This is a genomic window from Bacillus sp. 2CMS4F (assembly GCF_023161785.1).
Taxonomy (GTDB): Bacteria; Bacillota; Bacilli; order Bacillales; family Bacillaceae; genus Bacillus; species Bacillus halotolerans.
In genome coordinates this window covers 96,041-114,874 of sequence record NZ_JALNTO010000004.1, presented here as the reverse complement: position 1 = coordinate 114,874, position 18,834 = coordinate 96,041, and the positions used below count along the sequence as shown (strand labels likewise).

The window sequence follows — 18,834 nt, the reverse complement described above, 5'->3', positions numbered from 1 at the left end:
CTTCTTCCCTTCTATATAAGCTCTGCAGGCTCTCCCACCTGCTTGATAAATCGTTTCGTCCGTTCGTTTTTCGGATGGTCAAACAGTTCTTCAGGCGTTCCCTGCTCGATAATATGGCCGTCTGCCATAAAAATCACTTTATCGGCAACCTCTCTTGCAAATGCCATTTCGTGGGTGACGATGATCATTGTTGTTTGTTTTTCCGCAATCGATTTGATGACCTGAAGCACACCCGCCACGAGCTCCGGGTCAAGCGCCGAAGTCGGTTCATCCAGCAAAATCGCATGCGGATTAACCGCAAGTGCCCGCGCGATGCCGATTCGCTGCTGCTGGCCGCCGGACATTGTGATCGGGTAGCTGTCAGCTTTATGCTCTAAACCAACCTGCCTCAGAATCTCCATCCCAATACGGTTCGCTTCATCTCGTGATTTTCTTTGAGCCGTGATTAAAGCCTCAGTAATGTTTTGCAGGGCGGTTTTATTTTTAAACAGATTGTAATTTTGGAAGACCATGGCCGTTTGCTGACGGAGCTGGTACGCTTCCTTGCGTGTAAACTTTTCCGCGTTCAGTTTGGCTTCTCCAATTTCAATGATGCCTTGATTAGGGCGCTCCAATAGATTCAAGCACCGAAGAAGCGTTGATTTTCCGGAACCGGACGGACCGATGATCGCCACCACTTCTCCGCGTTTTACTTCAAGGTCGATTCCGTCCAGCACGACCAGATCTTTAAACGCTTTGCGAATATTTTTTACTTTTATCAACTAATATCACCTCTAAGTCCGGTATGGCTTGCTCATGGCGCGTTCAAACAAGTCCTGCAGGATGCTGTAAATGATTGTAAGAACCCAGTAGACAATCGCAACCGCCAAATAGGTTTCAAAATACTTCAGATTTCCTGATGCATACATCTTGCCTTGCGCAAACATCTCCATGACACCCAAAGTAAATGCCAATGAGGTTTCTTTTAGGAGGCCGATAAATGTATTACCCGTTGCCGGTATCGCATTTCTGACTGCTTGCGGAAGGATAATTCGTCTGTAAGCCTGAAGTTTCGTCATACCGACAGACAGGCACGCCTCCAGCTGCCCTTCATCAACAGAGTTAAGAGCGGCGCGGAAGATTTCTGCCAAATAGGCGGCGTTTTTTAAACTTAAACCGATAATGGCAGCTGTGAGAGCTGTCATCTTGCTCATCTCCGGAAACAGCTGCGGCAGCCCGTAATAAATTAAGAACAGCTGCACAAGTGTCGGCACGCCCCGGAAAAATGAGATATACAGCTTTGACAGCTGATGAAGCACTGGAATTTTGTTTTTTGTAATGAGTGCGAGAATAAGTCCTCCGATAATCGCAAAAATCATAGCTGCTACAGCCATAAACAATGTAATCGGAAGGGCCTGAATTAAAGTCGGGAATGCTGAGATCATGAATTCCCAATCAATCGTATTCATTCTGGTGGTTCACCGCCGTTTCTTAATGCTTCTGTTCTGCTGTGATATCTTCGTTAAAATATTTTTCTGAAAGCTTTTTAAGCGTTCCGTCTTTGCGCAGTTCATCGAGCGCTTTATTGACTTTTTTACGGGTCTTGTCGTGCGCGTCATCCTTGGCAAATGGGAATGCGACTTGCTCGTACACAATCGGATCTCCGGCTAGCTTCAACGGCAAGCCTGTTTTCTTAATTTGTGCGATCAGCACACTTCGGCTGTTTACGTAAGCGTCCACACGTCCGTATGCGACATCCTTCAGCGTGCCTTCTTGTGTTTCGTATGTTTTGATATTGATTTTTTTGTCAGGATCTTTGCTTTCAAGATTTTTCGCGTGATTTGAACCTAAAACAGCAGCTACTGTCTTTCCTTTTAAATCGTCTGCTGATTTGATGTCGTTGTTGTCTTTTTTGACGACAATCTGTGTTCCTGCATAAGAGTACGGTTCTGTGAAGTTGTACATTTCCTTGCGTTCATCTGTCACCGCTACCTGATTGGAAATGGTGTCAAGCTTGCCTGTTTGAAGCTCTCCCATCAGACCGCTGAATTCGAGCAGCTTCCAGTCCAGTTTCATGCCGATTTTCTTTGCAACAGCTTCCATTACTTCTACATCAAAACCTGTCAGCTTTCCGTCTTCTTTATAAGCGAATGGGTAGCTCTGTCCGGTCGCACCCACATGAAGTACGTTGTCATCCTCTTTACTGCTGCTGTTTCCATTGCCGCAAGCTGATAGCACGGCTAATAACGCAGCAACTAACAGCACAGTCCATTTTTTCATTTTCATTTGATTTTCCCGCCTTTTATCTTTTATAGGTCATGTCGCAGTTGTTTTTTCATATAGACTGTCATATGTCCTTTGCCCAGATCCTTCTCGCCTGCTCGGACATATCCTTTTCTTTCATACATCTCGATCAGCCACGGGTGCTTATCCGCTGTTCCTAGCGATACAAACGGAACCTTTAGCGTATCGCGCAGGATGGTCTGCTCAAGCCATTGAAGCAGCTTTGTCCCGACTCCCTTTTGCCCGGTTTCAGGATCAACAGCGAACCACCAGATATGAGGAACGCCATACGGTCCAGGCTGCTGCCCCCAAGGCATTCGTAAGGAGATGGTCGCGATGATCCGCCCGTCTTCTTCCATGACGTAACAGGCGTTTTTTCGGATATTGTTTAGGACCAGATCCAGATCCGCTTGGGCCGCGGCAAAACGAATGCCGAGCTTTCGAATCGGTTCATAGGCGCGCCATGTCAGTTCGAGAAGCTGTTCGGCATCACGTTCAGCTGCGAGGCGATATTGCGTCTTCATCGAGCGTTCCTCCTTACTTCGCATAACGGTTTACCGGTTTTTCTAAACCAAAATGCTCTCTCAATGTTGTGCCTTCATATTCTTTTCTGAACACGCCGCGCTCCTGTAAAATCGGAACCACTTTGTCAACGAACAGTTCAATTCCTTCTGGAAGAAGCGGAGGCATGATATTAAATCCGTCACAAGCTTTATGATCGACCCATTCCTGCATCTTGTCGGCAAGCTGTTCCGGCGTTCCGACAAAAATGTGATGGCCTCTGGAGCCTGCAACGTATTTGTAAAGCTCACGTATTGTCATATTGTCTCGTTCAGCCATTTCTTGAACAAGCTTAAATCGGCTCTTCACCGCATTGGATGCATTCGCGTCAAGCTTTGGCAGCGGCCCGTCAAGCGGATATGCAGACAAATCAATACCGCCTAAATAATTCTGCAGGATTTGCAGACCGACAGATGGAATGATTAAATCTTGAAGCTCTTGATATTTAGCCCGCGCCTCTTCTTCAGTGTCTGCGATGACCGGAAAAATGCCCGGCATGATCGCAATTTTCTCAGGATCGCGGCCAAACTCGGCTGCCTGCTTTTTAATTGATTGATAAAATTCCTGTGCCGATTCCAAATGGTTTTGCGCCGTGAAAATCACTTCAGCCGTTTTGGCAGCCAGCGCTTTCCCATCCCCTGATGAGCCCGCCTGAATAATGACCGGCTGGCCCTGCGGCGTTCTTGAAACGTTCAGAGGCCCGCGGACTGAGAAATAATTTCCTTTGTGGTTGAGCTCGTGCATTTTTTCTTTATCGAAGAATTCACCTGTTTCTTTATTGCGGATAAAGGCGTCCTCTTCCCATGAATCCCAAAGCCCTTTTACGGCCTCGACAAATTCTTCTGCCCGCTGATAGCGCAAGTGGTGTTCGAGATGCTTTTCCCCGCTGAAATTCTGCGCTGTTGACTCAATGGATGAGGTCACGACATTCCATCCGGCACGGCCGTTGGACAGGTGATCCAGTGAGGCGAATTGTCTGGCAATATGAAACGGCTCGCTATAAGTAGTAGAAGCTGTCGCTGTCAGGCCAATTCTTGAAGTCACCTGCGCCAGAGCTGAAAGCAAAGTAAATGGCTCAAACCTTGTAAGCACATTCGGATGCGATTTGCTGTCGATTGACAGGCTGTCTGCTAAAAACAGCATATCCAGCTTGCCCCGCTCCGCTGTTCTCGCCAGCTCTTTAAAATAATCCAAGTTCATACTCGCATCCGCAGGCGCGTCCGGATGCCGCCAAGACGCAACATGATGTCCGGTCCCCGCAAGAAAAACTCCTAATTTGATTTGCTTCTTTTTGCTTGTCATGACGTTACTCCTTTTATAATGTTTTAGGCTGAAAAGTCCGAAAAATAAACTCCTATATTCCTAGTCGTTTAATATGAATAAATCAAAATGTACATTTGTATTGCGAGTTTGTCAATGAGTTGAGATTAATTTTTTCTATTTAAGCTGAAAAGACCCTTGCGTAACCATAATGGAACGGCATTGGTTCATTCAACTAGTGCAATAACCTGTATATCGGCAAGAAAACTGAGTCTGATGAAGCAAAGACTAAGTTTTTATTCAAAAAATGGATATGCGATTTCGCCATTTCCTTGCCTTTTCTTTCGCTTTTAGCAAACTGCCTATCCACTCAGACGCCGTAACGATCGTATATAAAAAACAGCTGACTCCGGATTCAAACCGGAATCAGCTGATTGATGTGAATTAATTAAGCTCATGAATACTTTCTTCTGCTTTAGCGGAAAACACTTTAGGCTCCAAACAGTCAAGGTCTTCATGAAATAAATTTACTTTTTGGATTTGCCGATTGTCATAGTGGTGGAAATAGTAGTTTCCCGTGTCGTTACACATCACGGAAGTATATTGCGTATAATGAATTTCGTCTTTTTCCGTTATCACTGCGCCCTTGGGTATCGTCATATTTGCCAAAATTTGAAGAGCGGCTGTTACACCTTTCGTTTCATCGGCCGCCGGCTCTAGGTGTTCTTTCAGATACACAGCTCTGACAAATCGGGAAGGCGGTGTATAATCCCCCGGCAGGCCTACAGTTCCTAAGCCTTGGCCAAAAGCGGAAAGGGCTAATCCGCCCAGCTCTTTGCTCTCTAATTGCTTCGGTCTGATTCCTGTATATTGCTGCAGATTGGTTACATGCCATATAAAGTCGGGGCTGTTCGTCATGACACCAGGCTGATTGTCATAGACTTTGAGGCCATCTGCTCTCGGTTCTATCGTCAGGCTGCGTCCCGTCCGGTCTGACAATATCCAGTGAAGCGGTAAAACCGTATCCAATAGATCTAATTTTTTCTCTACAATCGTTAAAGATCGAATCTTTTCTTTCACGTCATCCAAAGACTTACAGACTGACAGCGCCCATGTCACAAACTCATGCGGGGCAATGTGTACGGTGTCTTCCCGTATCGTTTTTTCGTACTCCGCGTAGCCCGGAAAATAAAGTGCAGCACACGATAAACCGTTTTCATTAACGCCGTCTGCAAATAAAATATTACCAAGTTTTCTCCCCATACCGATAAATGCGTACTGTGTCTGATAGGCCTTTCCGTCAGCTTCACTACTCCAACTGTAACGGCGCGGATAGAGAATAACCTCTGTCCCCAGCTGAAATGCAAAATCCATTGTTCTCGCTAATACATGTTTACGGTCAGCAGTTTCCAATGTAAGACTTGTGCACATCTGATCAGTCCCCCTTTTCAATTCAGATTAATATCATACATATTGTGAACGAATTGGTTTTATCAGCATAACGAAAGTCAAATCGATTCGTCAAAGAATTGACATTATATCAATAAAACGAAAAAATCCAGCCTTTAAAAGGCTGGATTTTTTATTTAGCCAAAACAAGCTCGTGAATCGCATGCGCAACGCCATGTTCATTATTGGAGCGCGTTTGAAAGTTTGCGGCCTCAAGCACTTCCGGAATGGCGTTTGCCATGGCAACGCCGCAGCCGGCCCATTCGATCATTGTCAGATCGTTGCCGTTGTCGCCTATGCTCATGACTTCAGCCTGCTTGATTCCGAGCAGATTCGCCAGCTGACGCACAGCGTTTCCTTTGCTTGCTTCCGGATGCAGAATTTCGTAAAAGAAAGGAGCGCTTCTGACCATCGTATACTTTTCTCTCACGTCTTTCGGTATCGATGTAATGACGCGGCTTAAGTGCTCTGGTTGATCAATAAACATCACTTTCGGAATGAGAATGTCTTTAGGTATCTCCTCAATCTTGCGGTAATGAAGCGGCACCTGTGTCACGTACGACTCATATACGGTAAATTCGCTGATATCACGGTTAGGCGTATACAGGTTGGCTGAGTCGAAGAAGTGCATCGGTGTCTTCAGCTCTAAGCTCAGATCATATAATGATGCCAAATCATCATATCCTAGAGACAATTCCGTCACCACTTCTTTTGTATGCGTATTTTGAACAAGCGCCCCATTATAGGCAATGACGTAGTCGCCTTCCTCAATTAAATTGAGTTCATCTAAGTATCTCCGAACACCTCCGATAGGCCGGCCGGTGCAAAGAACAATTTTTACCCCTTCCGCTTTTGCGGCATGCAGCGCGTCGCGGACCTCCGCCGTCACTTCATGATGATCATTTAAAAGTGTTCCGTCCATATCAATTGCTATTAATTTGTACATCCTGCATCTCCTTCGTGTCGTTTTCAGGCTATAGTCCCATCATATCGTTTTTTCTTTTTGATATTCAACTGAAAGCGATGATTTTCTCCTGTTTCTGTTTAGACGTCTGCCTTGTCTCCGGATCCGCGTGCGCGGCTTTCGCTTTGGTTCTGCACCCTTTTCGCCGCTTTCTGCTTGTTTCTGTTTCATCAGCAGGAAGCCGGCAGCTAAAAATGGAATACCCGTGATATTTAAGATTGCAAGCTTCACACCCGCCGCCGTCAAAAAATATGCCCATGAAGATGAAGGATTCCGTCTGATCATCACATAAGCAGCCATTTCCAGAACAATCATGACCGCATGAAGCACTAAACAATAGATAAGCAATGCAATCACAAAAAACAGAACATAATTCACCATGGCGCCCGAGTACATCATAGAACGCAGCATTTGCATAAACGATAACGACTGCATCGTTCCGTTTATGACATTCGGATTGTAGATCGTATAGTCACTAAATAAATGTTTGATTTTGAGAAAAGCCCATAATACCAACAACCACTGAATGATATGTAAAATAAGGCCTGTTAACACCAGTCTTTCCGCTTTTTTATTTCTCATGTTTCTCCTCCTTGCGGGCCTTTGACTCGATTCTTGTCATCGTTTTTTCCTGACCATTTTGCTCCCATATCAACGTCCCGTCTTTCCCTCTTTTCAGTTTGCTTTTGAGCGGATAATAGGAGCCAAGGTACTGGATCTCAATGGAACCGTCAGCGCTTTGAGATATTACCTTGTATTCCATAAAGGGCAGCTGCACCTCTCCTCTCCCTTCAATCACCTCCGTCTCCAGCACCTTGTCTTTGGTAAATGTGACCGTTGCTGATTTCACGCCATCCATGGGACCGGGGATAATGCCCTCATCCCAAGTTCCGTAATAAAACGGCGTCTCGTCTTTTGGCTGCTGACAGCCCGAAATGATGAGACATACAGCAGACAGGAACACAATAACAGGTCCTTTTCTGCTCAGCGTCATCACCGTCCTTTCTTACTTTTTTAGGCGAATGCCGTGGCACTGTGCCAATGACTACATAGATTATAAGGAATTCACCCACATTACTTTTTAAGGAGATTGATTACATGAACCCTTATCAATATTACAGCCCGCAGCTCCCTCAGCAGGAACCCTACTATAGCCAATATGAATACAATCCATATCCGCAGCAGGATGTATACCAGCCATACCAGACGGACAGACAGCCGGCATTGGAAAGAAGAATCGCTGCTCTTGAACGGCAAAACGAACAGCAGACAAGAGAATTAACCCGTCTGTCGAATGAGGATCGCCGTCAAAACCGGGAAATTGCAAGAATGGCCGATCAGGTCAATCAGCTAAGCCAGACTGTTGAACGCCATACACGCCGCTTAAACCGGCTCAATCAGCGCCTCCGCGCGGTAGAAAACAGATTAAATATCCCATTTACTGCGGGCGAAGGCGGTTTCTGAAGCAAGAAAAGAAAAAAGCGGAATACGATTCTCCAGATTTCGGAGTTTCGTTTTCCGCTATTCTTATGTGCAGAGCGGGACATTTACATAAAAAGGGTTTTTACAAGTATACAATCTTTGCCGATTTCATTCAAAGATAGAGGGGGGAAGGAAAATAATTGTAGTTCCCCTTTTGCAGAATTTCTTTTGGTTCGGGTCGCATGATAATACCGACAAATGTCAATTGAACATACGGAGGGGTCATTTATGCACAATACGCAACACAGCCTGCAGCAGCTGAACCAGTGCCGCCAGACAGCTCAGCAGCTTATTCAGCAAACACAGCAAAGCAGCAACCAATATCGTCAAATGCTTCATCAGGAGCAGCAAAACATCCAAATGCTGCAACAGATTCTAAACCACGAACAACAAGCTGCACATACCATTCAGCAAGCGCTGCACGGACATGACACAGCCATTCAAAAATGCCAGCAGGTTGTCAACATGTGCAACCAAATGCAGCAGGAACTTACTGGACAATCCAGCATGATGAATACGAATGTGTCTACACTTCCATTCGGCCAAAACACGCCATTCCAGCAGCAGTCCTATCAGCAGTAACATATAAAAAGCTCAACACAATGTTTAGTGTTGAGCTTTTTTCTTACCGTTCTTTGCGAATATGTATATCCTGAATAGACTGTTTCGGCGCATGAAATCTGCTCTCGGCTTCACTTCTTGCCTCAGCAAAGGCCCGTGCCTCCACATTGTCTTTGTAGACATCCAGCTGAATCAGATACAGCGGACGCACTTTAAGACCGTGAATAATCGTCACAGCCCACAACGGGAGCACAATAAGCAATCCGGGCGGATCAGGCAGCACGAAAGCAAACGCAAATACGAAAAAATAAATGATTGCGTACATGATCCACTTTTTATTTCTAACCTTGATGCCAATAAATAAAAAGGCAAAAAAACTGGTAATGGCAAAAGGCATGAAAATAAACAGCATCCACCAGCTATGAAGCCATTCCCATGCGGCACCTCTTTTTGTGATTTCCATATTTTCCTCCTCCTATTTACCTATAATAATCGATTAAGAATATCGCGTCACTTGTATAACAAAAACTTTCTCCTTTTAAAATAGTGATAGACGGGGCACAGGTTTCTTGCTATATTATTAATTGATAATGATAATCATTACTAATGAATCAAAATACATATTGGAGGGTTCTTAATGAAAAAGAACACATTGCTCGCAGGCATGCTGGTGCTGCTTCTCATGTTTGTCAGTGCTTGCAGCGGCACGGCTTCGAAAGGAAGCTCAGGTGATTCAGCTTCAGATAAGACAGAAATGAGAACATACAAATCAACAAAAGGCAACGTCCAAATTCCTGCACATCCGAAACGCATCGTCACTGATTTTTATGCTGGGGAATTGCTGTCTGTCGGGGCAAATGTGGTCGGCTCGGGCTCATGGTCATTTGATAATCCATTTTTAAAATCAAAGCTGAAAGATGTAAAGGATGTCGGTGATCCGATCAGCGTTGAGAAAGTAATGGAGCTTCAGCCTGACTTGATTGTTGTCATGAATGAAGAGAATGTCGATAAATTAAAGAAAATCGCTCCAACCGTTGTCGTTCCTTATAACACCGCGAAAAACGTCGAAGATACCGTAGCAATGTTCGGAGATATTGCGGGCGCCAAGGATAAAGCAAAAGCATTTATGGCTGACTTTAACAAAAAAGCGGAAGCAGCCAAAAAGAAAATAGCCGGCGTCATCGACAAAGATGCGACCTTCGGCATTTATGAAAACACGGACAAGGGCGAATTCTGGGTCTTCAATGACAATGGCGGTCGCGGCGGCCAAGCTGTATACAACGCGCTTGGGTTAAAAGCGCCTGAAAAGATTGAACAAGATGTCATCAAAAAAGGCGAGATGAAACAGCTCTCTCAAGAAGTGATTCCTGAGTATGCCGCAGATTATATGTTTATTACGGACTACAATCCGAAAGGCGAAAGCAAAACACTCGACAAGCTGAAGGAATCCTCCATTTGGAAAAACCTAGACGCTGTGAAACATAACCGTGTGTTTATGAATGATTTTGACACCTTCTATCCGTACGATCCGATTTCTGTCAGCAAACAGGTTGATATCATCACCGACATGCTGATCAAACGGGCCGAAGAAAATAAAAAATAAAGAAAATGGCACAGTTATGACACTGTGCCATTTTTTATGATTCACTTTAATGCTGACTGTACGGAGTGCGGCATATCTTCAAACCTGACTTCTTCCCAAGTCTCGACATACTTTCCTTTTGCCTTCACCTTCAAATATGCGTTCTTCCGAAGGTCTTTACCGGCGAAAAAGGTCACTTCTTCTTTTTTTCCGGATGCATGATATCCGTCTAATGTATACTCAGTACCGCCTGGGCTAAGATGTTTGCCATCTCGATCAATCTGCACATAGACATCTTGCTGGTGAATAAACGGATTAAATCTGTCTGTAACATCGTTATGAAAAAAGAGAAGCCCGCATATTACGGCAGCAGCCGCCAAAACGACCAGGATTGCCATTGCTTTTTTCATCTTTACCCTCCTCTTACTTGTTCATTTTTTTCAAATAGCTTGACCGCACCGCGAGGAAGAATAGAAGCTGAAAAAGGAAAAACCCTCCGATGGTGAGACTGAGCGGTCCCGCTACATCGGAATAGCCATCCACGGCCAATGTTCTCAAGGCAAACAGCGTATGCATAACAGCAATGACAAATGGAAAGAAAAAGAGAATCGCCAATTGTATCGTCACGCTTTGTGACATCTCACGCTCACTCAAACCGATTTTGGCCAGCGAACGGTAACGCTCCCGATCTTCTTCTAAATCGGTGAACAGCCTGAAATATAAGAAACTTGCTGCCGCGATAAAGAAGACGATCGCGATAAACAGGCCGATGAATAAACTTAAGCTCGGCAGCTGCACCGTATCATAGTAAGTCCCGGCTTTTGCCATAAAATCAGAATGCACGTCGATATAATTGCCGTAAATCTCATTTTTCAAGGATTGGCTGAACCCAAGACTGTCTTTCCAATGATCATACCTGTAGCCGTATAATGTCGCTTTATCACCGAGTGATTTGAGCTGATCAAAGGTTTTATCGTTCACCGCGATGATGGCATTTAATGAAATCAGCGGTTTTTTGACTTCTTTTACCGACAGTTTTTGGTCAGACGGCTTGCCTTTTTGGTTCAGCAGCTTCAGCTGATCCGGCGCTTCGTTTTTGAAATTGCGGTCATACGTGCCCGGGAAAAAGACAGCCTCACCATTTTTCAGGCCGTTCAGCTTGACATGGAAGTATTTTGATACATCCGATTCGCTGATCATGTAAACAGGGGGAACAGTTTCTCCTTCCTGATAGCGAACATAAGAAACATCTATTTCGTCTTTCTTATACGTAAAGCCGTGTGTTTTCAGTTCATGGTCAATTTTTTTCAAATGAGTCTCTTCTTTTGGATTGCCGCTGTAAGATATATACTCCATCTCATAAGCGGACTCTTCCGCCCCGACGGTCGATTTGTACATCGCGAGCACACCCGTAGCAGTAAACGCAACCGCGGAAATAATGCTGACAATAAAGAACAGGCGGGCGTTGTCTTTTAAACGATAGACAAGATCAGAAACCCAAATGACATTTTTCCCGCGCAGATAAAAGGTTTTCCACTTCTTCAGCGCGCGCAGAATCCATATGCTGCTTTGGCTGAAAAAGAAATATGTTCCGATGACGGTGAGCAGTAAAATGATAAACGGTTCGGCCCCGTGGACATTGCCTTTAAGAACCATGCCGTACCCGCCGCAAAGACAGGCGATGCCGAATAAGGACAGAAGCACGGACGGCTTAGGCTCCGGCTTAATCTTGTCAGTGCCCTTTATTAATTTGATAACCGTATTTGATCTGACAAAAAGGATCGTAAACTGCGATAAAAAGAAAAATAAGAGCAGAAATCCGCCGGCCGTAATACCGAGCGCTTTCCAGGGCATATACAAAGGCAGCGCGTCCATTTCTAAAATATAAGCGCCGACCGTAAAGAACGTCTTTGAAAAAATGAATCCTCCGATTATGCCGGCTGCAATTGACATGACGCCGATGATCATGTTTTCCGCAGTAATGAGCTTTCTCAGCTGCCCCGGCGTGATGCCCTGCATGAGCAGGATGCCGAATTCTTTATTTCTTGATTTCAAAAATGCGTTAACCGAATACAGAACAAATAAGAAAGAAAAAACAAAGATCATCCATTCCGCAGCGGTTAAGCCTTTTTTGGCGATATTATTCAGGTAGCCTTCCTTTAATGCCGGATGAAACAGGAACATCGCAAAGGTAAAGAAAATCAAAACGGAAAAAGCGCTGCTTAAAAAGAATGCAAGATAGGCCCTTTTGTTTCTCGTGACGTTTTTATAAGCGAACTGAAGAAAGGTCATTTGCGTTTCCCCCCAGCATAGATAGCACATCGAGAATTTGTTCATAAAATACTTGGCGGTTTTCTCCGCGGTAAATCTCATTAAACAGTTCGCCGTCTTTTATAAAGATGACGCGGCGGCAGTAGCTTGCCGCAACAGGATCGTGGGTCACCATCAAAGCCGTGACATGATCATCCTGATTCAGGCTCTGCATCGTTTCCATGACGTCTTTTGACGCTTTGGAATCAAGGTTGCCCGTCGGTTCATCGGCCAGGATGAGTGACGGCTTATGAATGACCGCTCTTGCGATGGCGGCACGCTGGCGCTGTCCTCCGGATACTTCAAACGTCCGTTTGTTGAGCAGGTTTTCGATACCGAGCTTTGCCGCGATGCCTTGCAGTTTTTCTTCCATTACAGATGGTGCTTCTTTTTCAAGCGTTAACGGCAGCATGATATTTTCACCGATTGTCAGCGTGTCCAGAAGGTTGAAATCCTGAAACACAAATCCGAGCTGCTTGCGGCGGAAATGAGCGAGCTTTGTCCGCTTCAGGCGATGCGGGTTTTCTCCGTGAATCAGGATATCGCCTGAATCCGGACGGTCGATCGTTGAAATGATATTCAAAAGCGTTGTTTTCCCGGACCCGGACGGCCCCATCACCGCCGTAAACTCGCCTTCTTCTATTGAAAATGAAATTTGCTTTAAGGCTTGATAGGATACTTGTCCTTTATAAGTTTTATTTATATGTTTGACTTCAAGCATATTCGCCATGAGAATCCTCCTTATGGTTTTATTCTTGTTGATCTGGGCTGCTTTCATGTAGTGCCGGGACGTTCAACATAAAAATCCCCTTGACATAAATCCATGTTATCAAGGGGAAACAAAGCGGGCTATGTTGTTTTCTTAACGCAGCCTTACATTTTTGTAAGAAATGAAAATCGAACTGATGTCCCTTCACCGGGAGACGAGCTGATGTCCACAGTATGATTGAGCTTACTTGTAATTTCTTTGACGAGATGGAGGCCGATTCCCGTAGATTCTTGGTAACGCCGCCCGTTTTCACCGGTGTAATAAGGGTCAAATACCCGCTTGATGTCTTGCGAGGGAATCCCGACGCCGTAATCTTTGACTTCAAGCACCGTCCTGTCTTCATCGCGGAAGACATTCAGCTCAAGTCTGTCACTCTTGCCCGCTGAATACTTGACCGCATTTGTGACCACTTGGCCGATCGCAAATTTGAGCCATTTTGCATCGGTGTAAATCTGATGATCATCGCAAACGTTCATTTTCGGATAAACGCGATATTGAATAAAAAATCGTTTATAGCTTTGAATAACTGATTGAAGAAGCTCGGACAGGGAAACCGCTTCAATTTTAAAATCCCGTTCAAACAGGTCGAGCCTTGAAGAATAAAGAAGCGTCTCCAGCCCGAATTCAATCTGCCGGACTTCTTTTTTGATTTGTTCAAAAACGGGCTCATCCTCTTCCTGAATGATTAAATTAATGACCGACAGCGGCGTCTTTACTTGATGCACCCATTGATTCATATACGTCACCCGCGCGTCAAGCTTGGCTTCGGTCTCATGGAGCTTCTGGTGCTGAAGCCGGATCAGCTCCATCTGCTTTTCATACAGCTCTGAACAAAACACTGAAGAACCGAGATACGGGATGTCCGTCCCTTCCTGTCCTGAACTGAGCCAATGATACACGCCGCGGTCTTTGTACCAGCGATAGGCAAGATAACCCGCCAAAATAAGAAGCTGCACGCCCAATATGTAAAACAAGTGAGAAAAAGAATGAAGACCCGCAAACCAGTAATAAAAAAAGACAAACAGCCCTTGAAGGAGAAAAAGCAGAATCAGCACTGCATGAGACCGGAGAAACAGCTTCATGACAGCGCCCTCAGCTGGTAGCCTTCGCCCCGCACCGATTCAATCGAAACAGGCGCATTCAGCTCCCGCAGTTTTTTCCTGAGCCTCGTGATATACACGTTAAGTGTATTATCATCGACGAAAATGTCGGTGTCCCACGCTTTTTCCATGAGCCGGTCTCTTCCCGTCACCTTTTCTCCCCGCTCCAGCAGCACTTCCAAAAGCTTACTTTCTTTTTTAGAAAGCTCGCTTTTTTCTTCATGAAAGCGCAGTTCAAACCGTTCCACAAAGAGCTGCACGCCGGCATATTCAACCACTTTCTCCCCCTGTTTTGCGGCGTACTCTCCGTATGCCCTGCGGATCTGGCTTTTGATTTTCGCCAGCACAATATCGTAGGAAAACGGTTTTTCGATATAATCGTCTCCGCCGTTTTCAATCGCCATCACCTGATCCATTTCCCCGCTTCTGGCTGAAATGAAAATGATCGGGCTTGTGGAGTGCTGGCGGATCTGGCGGCACCAATAATAGCCGTCATAGGACGGTAGGTTGATATCAAGCAGCACCACATCAGGCTTTTCTCGCAAAAAGACATCAAGAACAGCCGTGAAATCCGCGGCGACCACGGTTTGGTATCCGTATTTTTCAAGATAATTCTGCAATAGTCCGCGAATGTCTTCACTGTCTTCCACAATCATGATTTTATTCAAACTGAACCACTCCCGTTTCTTACACTGCTGCCATCATCATAATCGTTTCGGGGGTACGGACGCAACACCGCACAAAAAACCGCCATCTCGGCGGTTTCAGGTCTCTTCAGCCGACCTGCTGCTTAGCTGCTTTACCGGCTGATCCGAACTCTCTCATTTTGCTTCGCACTGTCTCTTCCACGGCTCCAATGCCGGGTGTCATATAGCCGCGCGGTTCGTACAGATCGCTGTTTTCCTGAAACATGCGGCGTGTTTCGTTTGTCCAGGCTACCATACATTCCGTATTGATATTGACCTTCGCGTGGCCGAGCGTGATGGCTTTTTTGATCTGATCCCGCGGAATCCCGGATGCCCCGTGAAGAACGAGGGGAATATCAGTCATGCGGGAGATAGCCTCCATTTCCTTAAATCCGAGATTCGGCTCACCCTGATATTTGCCGTGTACAGAGCCGAGGGCAGCGGCTAGCGCGTCGATATTGGTTTCTTTGACGATCCGCTCACATTCCGTGATATCGGCATAGCGGACCCCGCCGACCAGCCCGTCTTCCATTCCTCCGACCGTGCCGACTTCGGCTTCTACTGACACACCGTACTTTGCGGCATAATCGGTGACTTCTTTTGTCATCGCGATATTCTCGTCAATCGGCTGATGAGAGCCGTCAATCATCACTGAGCTAAATCCGGCATCAATTGCCTGTCTGCAGCGTTCCGCACTGCTTCCGTGATCAAGATGAAGCACCACGGGAACGGTAATCGCCATTTCCTCCATTAACGCGCCGACCATGGCGGCAATCGTTTTAAATCCGCCTAAATAGTCGACAAGGCGATCGGAAGCCGCGGCGATGACTGGTGATTGCTCCTTTTGCGCCGCCTGCAAAATCGCCTTCGTCCACTGCAGGCCGTTGATATTAAACTGTCCGATCGCGTATTGCTCCCGCTTTGCATCTTCAAGAAGCTCTTTCATCGATACAAAAGCCATGTTCACCCCTCCTTTATCAATTACATGCTGAAATATTTTGATACCGCATCAATTGTAGTTTCTTTCGCTGTTTGAATTGTTTCTTCCGCACTGAGCTTATAGTATTCAGGCCGGAACAGCTCAACGGATACCACCTCAGAGAAGCCGATTTCCTTGAGGGCTGATAAGTGGGCATCCAAGTCAATCGCCCCTTGGCCGGGCCATACGCGATCTTCATCCGTTAAAAAGCCGATTGGGAAATCTTCCGTATCGTCAATATGATAAATAAAGATTTTCTTCCCGTCCGCCTGCTTTAAGCTTTCAATATTTGATCCCATCGCATGGAAGTGGAAGCTGTCAAAGACAAGCCCGACATTGTCGCGGCTGACAGTATTGATGATGTCATACGCCTGTTCAAACGTATTGACCGTACATTGCGGGTGGCCGACAAACTCAAGGGCGATTTTTACGCCGTACGGTTCGGCGATATCAGAAAGCTCAGTCAGAACCTCTACACAGCTCTTTTTGATCTCTTCTTTTAAAATTTTCTGCTCCGTCACAAGCGGAACGGCCACCACATATTTCACACCGAGGGTTTTGCAGGTTTCCATCATGCCCTTAAATTCAGCAATGATCTCCTGATAGCCCTTTTCATCACGGTTATTGAAGAAAACGAGTGCGTTTAAGGCAAGCGGTTTAATGTGATGGGTTTGAAAGTATTCCGCAAGATCGGCCAATGAATGGTCTTTTAAGTACTCCGGCAGCTTATCCATTGTGCGGATTTCAATATAATCATAGCCATGCTTTTCGCATAGCTCTAAATCCTGTTTAAGATTTGAGTTTTCCAATGTTGTTGCTTCATTGAAACACAGTTTCATGTCAGACTCCCCCATCTGCGTTTTAGATATGAAGGGAGTTCGGCAGGGAGGCTGTTCGCCATATCCCGCCGAACTCCATGCTCAGCTTATGCCAGACCTAATTCTTCTTTCATTTTTTTAAGCATAAATCGGCTTGATTCATCCGCTCTTTCGTCTACCCAAGCAAATACGGCATTCGTCGCAATTCCGTCGAACTTCATCTCTCTCAGCTTTCTGAAAATCGTATCAAAATCAACCTCGCCTTGACCAATGTCCAAATGCTGGTGAACCGTTACTTTCGCGTCAGGCGGATTGACGATGTAGCGCAGGCCGTGAGCCGCTTTATGATTAAAGGTATCTGCAAATAAAACATGTGTGAGACGGTCGCCGGCTTCGTCAAACATTGTCGCGATATCTCCTTTTCCGTCATCATAGAAGAACGTATGCGCAGTCGAGTAGACAAGGTTGATCCAGTCCTTGTCGAGCGCGCGGATCATATCCATCGCACCTTTGTGCGTTTCGATAAAATCGTACGGATGGGCTTGAAGATTGAGTTTAATGCCTTCTTTTTCAAAGACTGGCAGAAGCTCATCCATGGATTTGATAAATTTTTCTTCGCTTGTTAAAGGATCATATTTTGAACCGCTGAATTCACTGTTCATCAAATCCACTTCAAGTTCAACCGCAATTTCGATCGCCCTTTTCCAGTTGCGCACCGCAGCCTGGCGGCGGTCTTCTTCAGGACCCGCCCAGTGGTAAAGCGGAAGGAGTGATGAAAGCTTAACACCTGTATCCCTTAAAAGCCGCTTTAATTGTTTGATCTTTGCTGAATCGACTTTCGGATATTTATAGAATGGACAAAAATCCTCGCGGGGGGAAAGTTCAATATATTCATAGCCAAGCTCCGCCGTTTTATAGACCATTTCCTCCAACGTTAAATCATCTCGATACATCGATGGATCCAATGCTAATTTCATTTTTTTCACTCCTCCATATTCCTAGTTTTCCACTGTTGTAAAGGATTGATAGAATTCAGGTTTTTCCTTCAAATCAACCTTTTCTTTTTGTCCAGATTCCTGGGCTTTTACACACGCGTCAGTCGTAACGGCAGCAATATAGCCGTCCCAAGCCGTCGGCCCGCTGACTTCGCCTTTTTTCCGGATCGAATCAATGAAGTCTTGGATTTCCACATCGTACGCATCCACAAAGCGTCTCTGCCAATCCATCAGGATATTTGTGCTGAATTTGCCTTCTTTTCTCATGCTGATGCTTGATGGTTCAGGAAGCTTGATGATGCCGTCTTCTCCAACGATCTCACATTGAATGTCATAGCCGTATTTACAGTTCACATAGATCTCAGCATTGATGACGATACCGCCTTTTGTTTCAATGACTACGATTTGCGGATCTTTTAAGTGCGGCAGGGCATTTTTTGATTTTTTCGGATAGATGACTTGAACGGACTCGTAGTCATCATTGACGAGCCAGTGCAGCACATCAATTTCATGAACAAGTGTATCGACAACGGCCATATCCGTTGTATAGTTATCAGCTACACTTGGGTTGCGGTGCGCGCAGTGAATCATAAGCGGCTCGCCGATGACATTGTTGTCGAGCGCCTCTTTCAGCTGTACGTAACCGCTGTCATAACGGCGCATAAAGCCGACTTGAACGAGGCGTTTCCCCGTTTTCATTTCCTCTTCAACGATGCGCATGCATCCTTCAGCAGTTGTCGCAAGCGGCTTTTCACAGAACACATATTTCTGGGCTTTAATGGCTTTCAGCACACTCGATTCGTGCGCAGGCCCCCAGCTTGTCACTAGGACAGCGTCTACATTTTCAGCTGCCAGAAGGCTGTCATCATCAGGATATACTGCTGCGTTTAATTGGTAGTGCTCAACGACGTTCTGTGCGGCTTCTTGATTCACATCCGTTACAGCTACAATTTCTGCGCCGGACAGTTTGTTTGTGATGCGGTTAATATGTTCTTTTCCGATTGCTCCAGTTCCAATTACGCCAATACGTAAACTCATTGACAGCCACTCCTTCTG

At 45.6% G+C, this 18,834-nt stretch carries 22 protein-coding genes and 1 pseudogene; 3 read left to right on the top strand and 20 right to left on the bottom strand.

Going from position 1 to position 18,834, the window contains the following annotated elements; all coding sequences use genetic code 11:
* Positions 1-11: 11 nt before the first annotated feature.
* The 10 genes and pseudogenes from MTN95_RS08800 to MTN95_RS08755 form a co-directional block, all read right to left on the bottom strand.
* Positions 12-761, bottom strand: coding sequence for an amino acid ABC transporter ATP-binding protein (locus tag MTN95_RS08800; protein ID WP_105954550.1), 750 nt, complete (start codon positions 759-761; stop codon positions 12-14).
* Between the two features lie 12 nt (positions 762-773).
* Positions 774-1,448, bottom strand: coding sequence for an amino acid ABC transporter permease (locus MTN95_RS08795; protein ID WP_024123423.1), 675 nt, complete (start codon positions 1,446-1,448; stop codon positions 774-776).
* Positions 1,449-1,470: 22 nt separating this feature from the next.
* Complete coding sequence (locus tag MTN95_RS08790) at positions 1,471-2,265, bottom strand: amino acid ABC transporter substrate-binding protein (protein WP_095712644.1); 795 nt, start codon at positions 2,263-2,265, stop codon at positions 1,471-1,473.
* A 23-nt stretch (positions 2,266-2,288) separates the two neighbouring features.
* Positions 2,289-2,786 (bottom strand): GNAT family N-acetyltransferase, encoded by a 498-nt coding sequence (locus MTN95_RS08785; protein WP_095712643.1) that lies wholly within the window; start codon positions 2,784-2,786, stop codon positions 2,289-2,291.
* A gap of 13 nt (positions 2,787-2,799) precedes the next feature.
* Positions 2,800-4,125, bottom strand: a complete 1,326-nt coding sequence (locus MTN95_RS08780; RefSeq protein WP_248337817.1) for an LLM class flavin-dependent oxidoreductase — start codon at positions 4,123-4,125, stop codon at positions 2,800-2,802.
* A 185-nt stretch (positions 4,126-4,310) separates the two neighbouring features.
* Positions 4,311-4,541, bottom strand: a pseudogene (locus MTN95_RS08775) (hypothetical protein).
* Positions 4,528-5,514: a choloylglycine hydrolase family protein gene (yxeI, locus tag MTN95_RS08770; protein WP_248337815.1), complete on the bottom strand. Its 987-nt coding sequence runs from the start codon at positions 5,512-5,514 to the stop codon at positions 4,528-4,530. The pseudogene MTN95_RS08775 and the gene yxeI overlap by 14 nt, the downstream one beginning before the upstream one ends.
* Before the next feature lie 151 nt (positions 5,515-5,665).
* The gene (gene yidA / locus MTN95_RS08765) at positions 5,666-6,478 is read right to left on the bottom strand and encodes a sugar-phosphatase (protein ID WP_105954554.1); all 813 of its coding nucleotides are present in this window, start codon (positions 6,476-6,478) and stop codon (positions 5,666-5,668) included.
* A gap of 39 nt (positions 6,479-6,517) precedes the next feature.
* Positions 6,518-7,078: a hypothetical protein gene (locus MTN95_RS08760; RefSeq protein WP_248337813.1), complete on the bottom strand. Its 561-nt coding sequence runs from the start codon at positions 7,076-7,078 to the stop codon at positions 6,518-6,520.
* On the bottom strand, positions 7,068-7,490 hold the full coding sequence (locus tag MTN95_RS08755; RefSeq protein ID WP_044160075.1) for a DUF3255 family protein: 423 nt from the start codon (positions 7,488-7,490) through the stop codon (positions 7,068-7,070). The genes MTN95_RS08760 and MTN95_RS08755 overlap by 11 nt, the downstream gene beginning before the upstream one ends.
* A 104-nt stretch (positions 7,491-7,594) precedes the next feature.
* On the opposite strand from MTN95_RS08755, the gene cotNE reads away from it, so the two are divergent.
* Both cotNE and MTN95_RS08745 read left to right on the top strand, forming a co-directional pair.
* Positions 7,595-7,960: an inner spore coat protein CotNE gene (gene cotNE / locus MTN95_RS08750; protein ID WP_095712641.1), complete on the top strand. Its 366-nt coding sequence runs from the start codon at positions 7,595-7,597 to the stop codon at positions 7,958-7,960.
* A 246-nt stretch (positions 7,961-8,206) separates the two neighbouring features.
* Positions 8,207-8,560, top strand: coding sequence for a hypothetical protein (locus MTN95_RS08745; RefSeq protein ID WP_105954556.1), 354 nt, complete (start codon positions 8,207-8,209; stop codon positions 8,558-8,560).
* 43 nt (positions 8,561-8,603) lie between these two features.
* On the opposite strand, the gene MTN95_RS08740 is transcribed toward MTN95_RS08745, so the two are convergent.
* Positions 8,604-9,002, bottom strand: a complete 399-nt coding sequence (locus MTN95_RS08740) for a hypothetical protein (RefSeq protein ID WP_248337811.1) — start codon at positions 9,000-9,002, stop codon at positions 8,604-8,606.
* A gap of 174 nt (positions 9,003-9,176) precedes the next feature.
* Between MTN95_RS08740 and MTN95_RS08735 the strand changes: the two genes are divergently transcribed.
* The gene (locus MTN95_RS08735) at positions 9,177-10,142 is read left to right on the top strand and encodes an iron-hydroxamate ABC transporter substrate-binding protein (RefSeq protein ID WP_105954558.1); all 966 of its coding nucleotides are present in this window, start codon (positions 9,177-9,179) and stop codon (positions 10,140-10,142) included.
* Between the two features lie 41 nt (positions 10,143-10,183).
* Here the strand turns inward: MTN95_RS08735 and MTN95_RS08730 are convergent, their stop codons facing one another.
* The 9 genes from MTN95_RS08730 to iolG form a co-directional block, all read right to left on the bottom strand.
* Positions 10,184-10,531, bottom strand: a complete 348-nt coding sequence (locus MTN95_RS08730) for a YxeA family protein (protein ID WP_202853160.1) — start codon at positions 10,529-10,531, stop codon at positions 10,184-10,186.
* 13 nt (positions 10,532-10,544) lie between these two features.
* The gene (gene yxdM, locus MTN95_RS08725) at positions 10,545-12,413 is read right to left on the bottom strand and encodes an FtsX-like permease family protein (RefSeq protein WP_248337809.1); all 1,869 of its coding nucleotides are present in this window, start codon (positions 12,411-12,413) and stop codon (positions 10,545-10,547) included.
* Complete coding sequence (yxdL, locus tag MTN95_RS08720) at positions 12,388-13,161, bottom strand: ABC transporter ATP-binding protein YxdL (RefSeq protein ID WP_014115765.1); 774 nt, start codon at positions 13,159-13,161, stop codon at positions 12,388-12,390. Before yxdL ends, yxdM begins: the two co-directional genes overlap by 26 nt.
* A 143-nt stretch (positions 13,162-13,304) precedes the next feature.
* The gene (gene yxdK / locus MTN95_RS08715; protein ID WP_105954561.1) at positions 13,305-14,282 is read right to left on the bottom strand and encodes a two-component system sensor histidine kinase YxdK; all 978 of its coding nucleotides are present in this window, start codon (positions 14,280-14,282) and stop codon (positions 13,305-13,307) included.
* Complete coding sequence (yxdJ, locus tag MTN95_RS08710) at positions 14,279-14,968, bottom strand: two-component system response regulator YxdJ (RefSeq protein ID WP_202853158.1); 690 nt, start codon at positions 14,966-14,968, stop codon at positions 14,279-14,281. Before yxdJ ends, yxdK begins: the two co-directional genes overlap by 4 nt.
* A gap of 106 nt (positions 14,969-15,074) precedes the next feature.
* Positions 15,075-15,947 carry a class II fructose-1,6-bisphosphate aldolase gene (iolJ, locus tag MTN95_RS08705; RefSeq protein WP_248337807.1) on the bottom strand — a complete coding sequence of 291 codons (873 nt, stop codon included), beginning with the start codon at positions 15,945-15,947 and terminating at the stop codon, positions 15,075-15,077.
* Between the two features lie 20 nt (positions 15,948-15,967).
* On the bottom strand, positions 15,968-16,804 hold the full coding sequence (iolI, locus tag MTN95_RS08700) for a sugar phosphate isomerase/epimerase family protein (RefSeq protein ID WP_248337805.1): 837 nt from the start codon (positions 16,802-16,804) through the stop codon (positions 15,968-15,970).
* An 86-nt stretch (positions 16,805-16,890) separates the two neighbouring features.
* The gene (locus MTN95_RS08695; protein ID WP_059335278.1) at positions 16,891-17,760 is read right to left on the bottom strand and encodes a sugar phosphate isomerase/epimerase family protein; all 870 of its coding nucleotides are present in this window, start codon (positions 17,758-17,760) and stop codon (positions 16,891-16,893) included.
* A 21-nt stretch (positions 17,761-17,781) separates the two neighbouring features.
* Positions 17,782-18,816, bottom strand: a complete 1,035-nt coding sequence (gene iolG / locus MTN95_RS08690; RefSeq protein ID WP_248337803.1) for a bifunctional inositol 2-dehydrogenase/D-chiro-inositol 1-dehydrogenase — start codon at positions 18,814-18,816, stop codon at positions 17,782-17,784.
* Positions 18,817-18,834 lie beyond the last annotated feature (18 nt).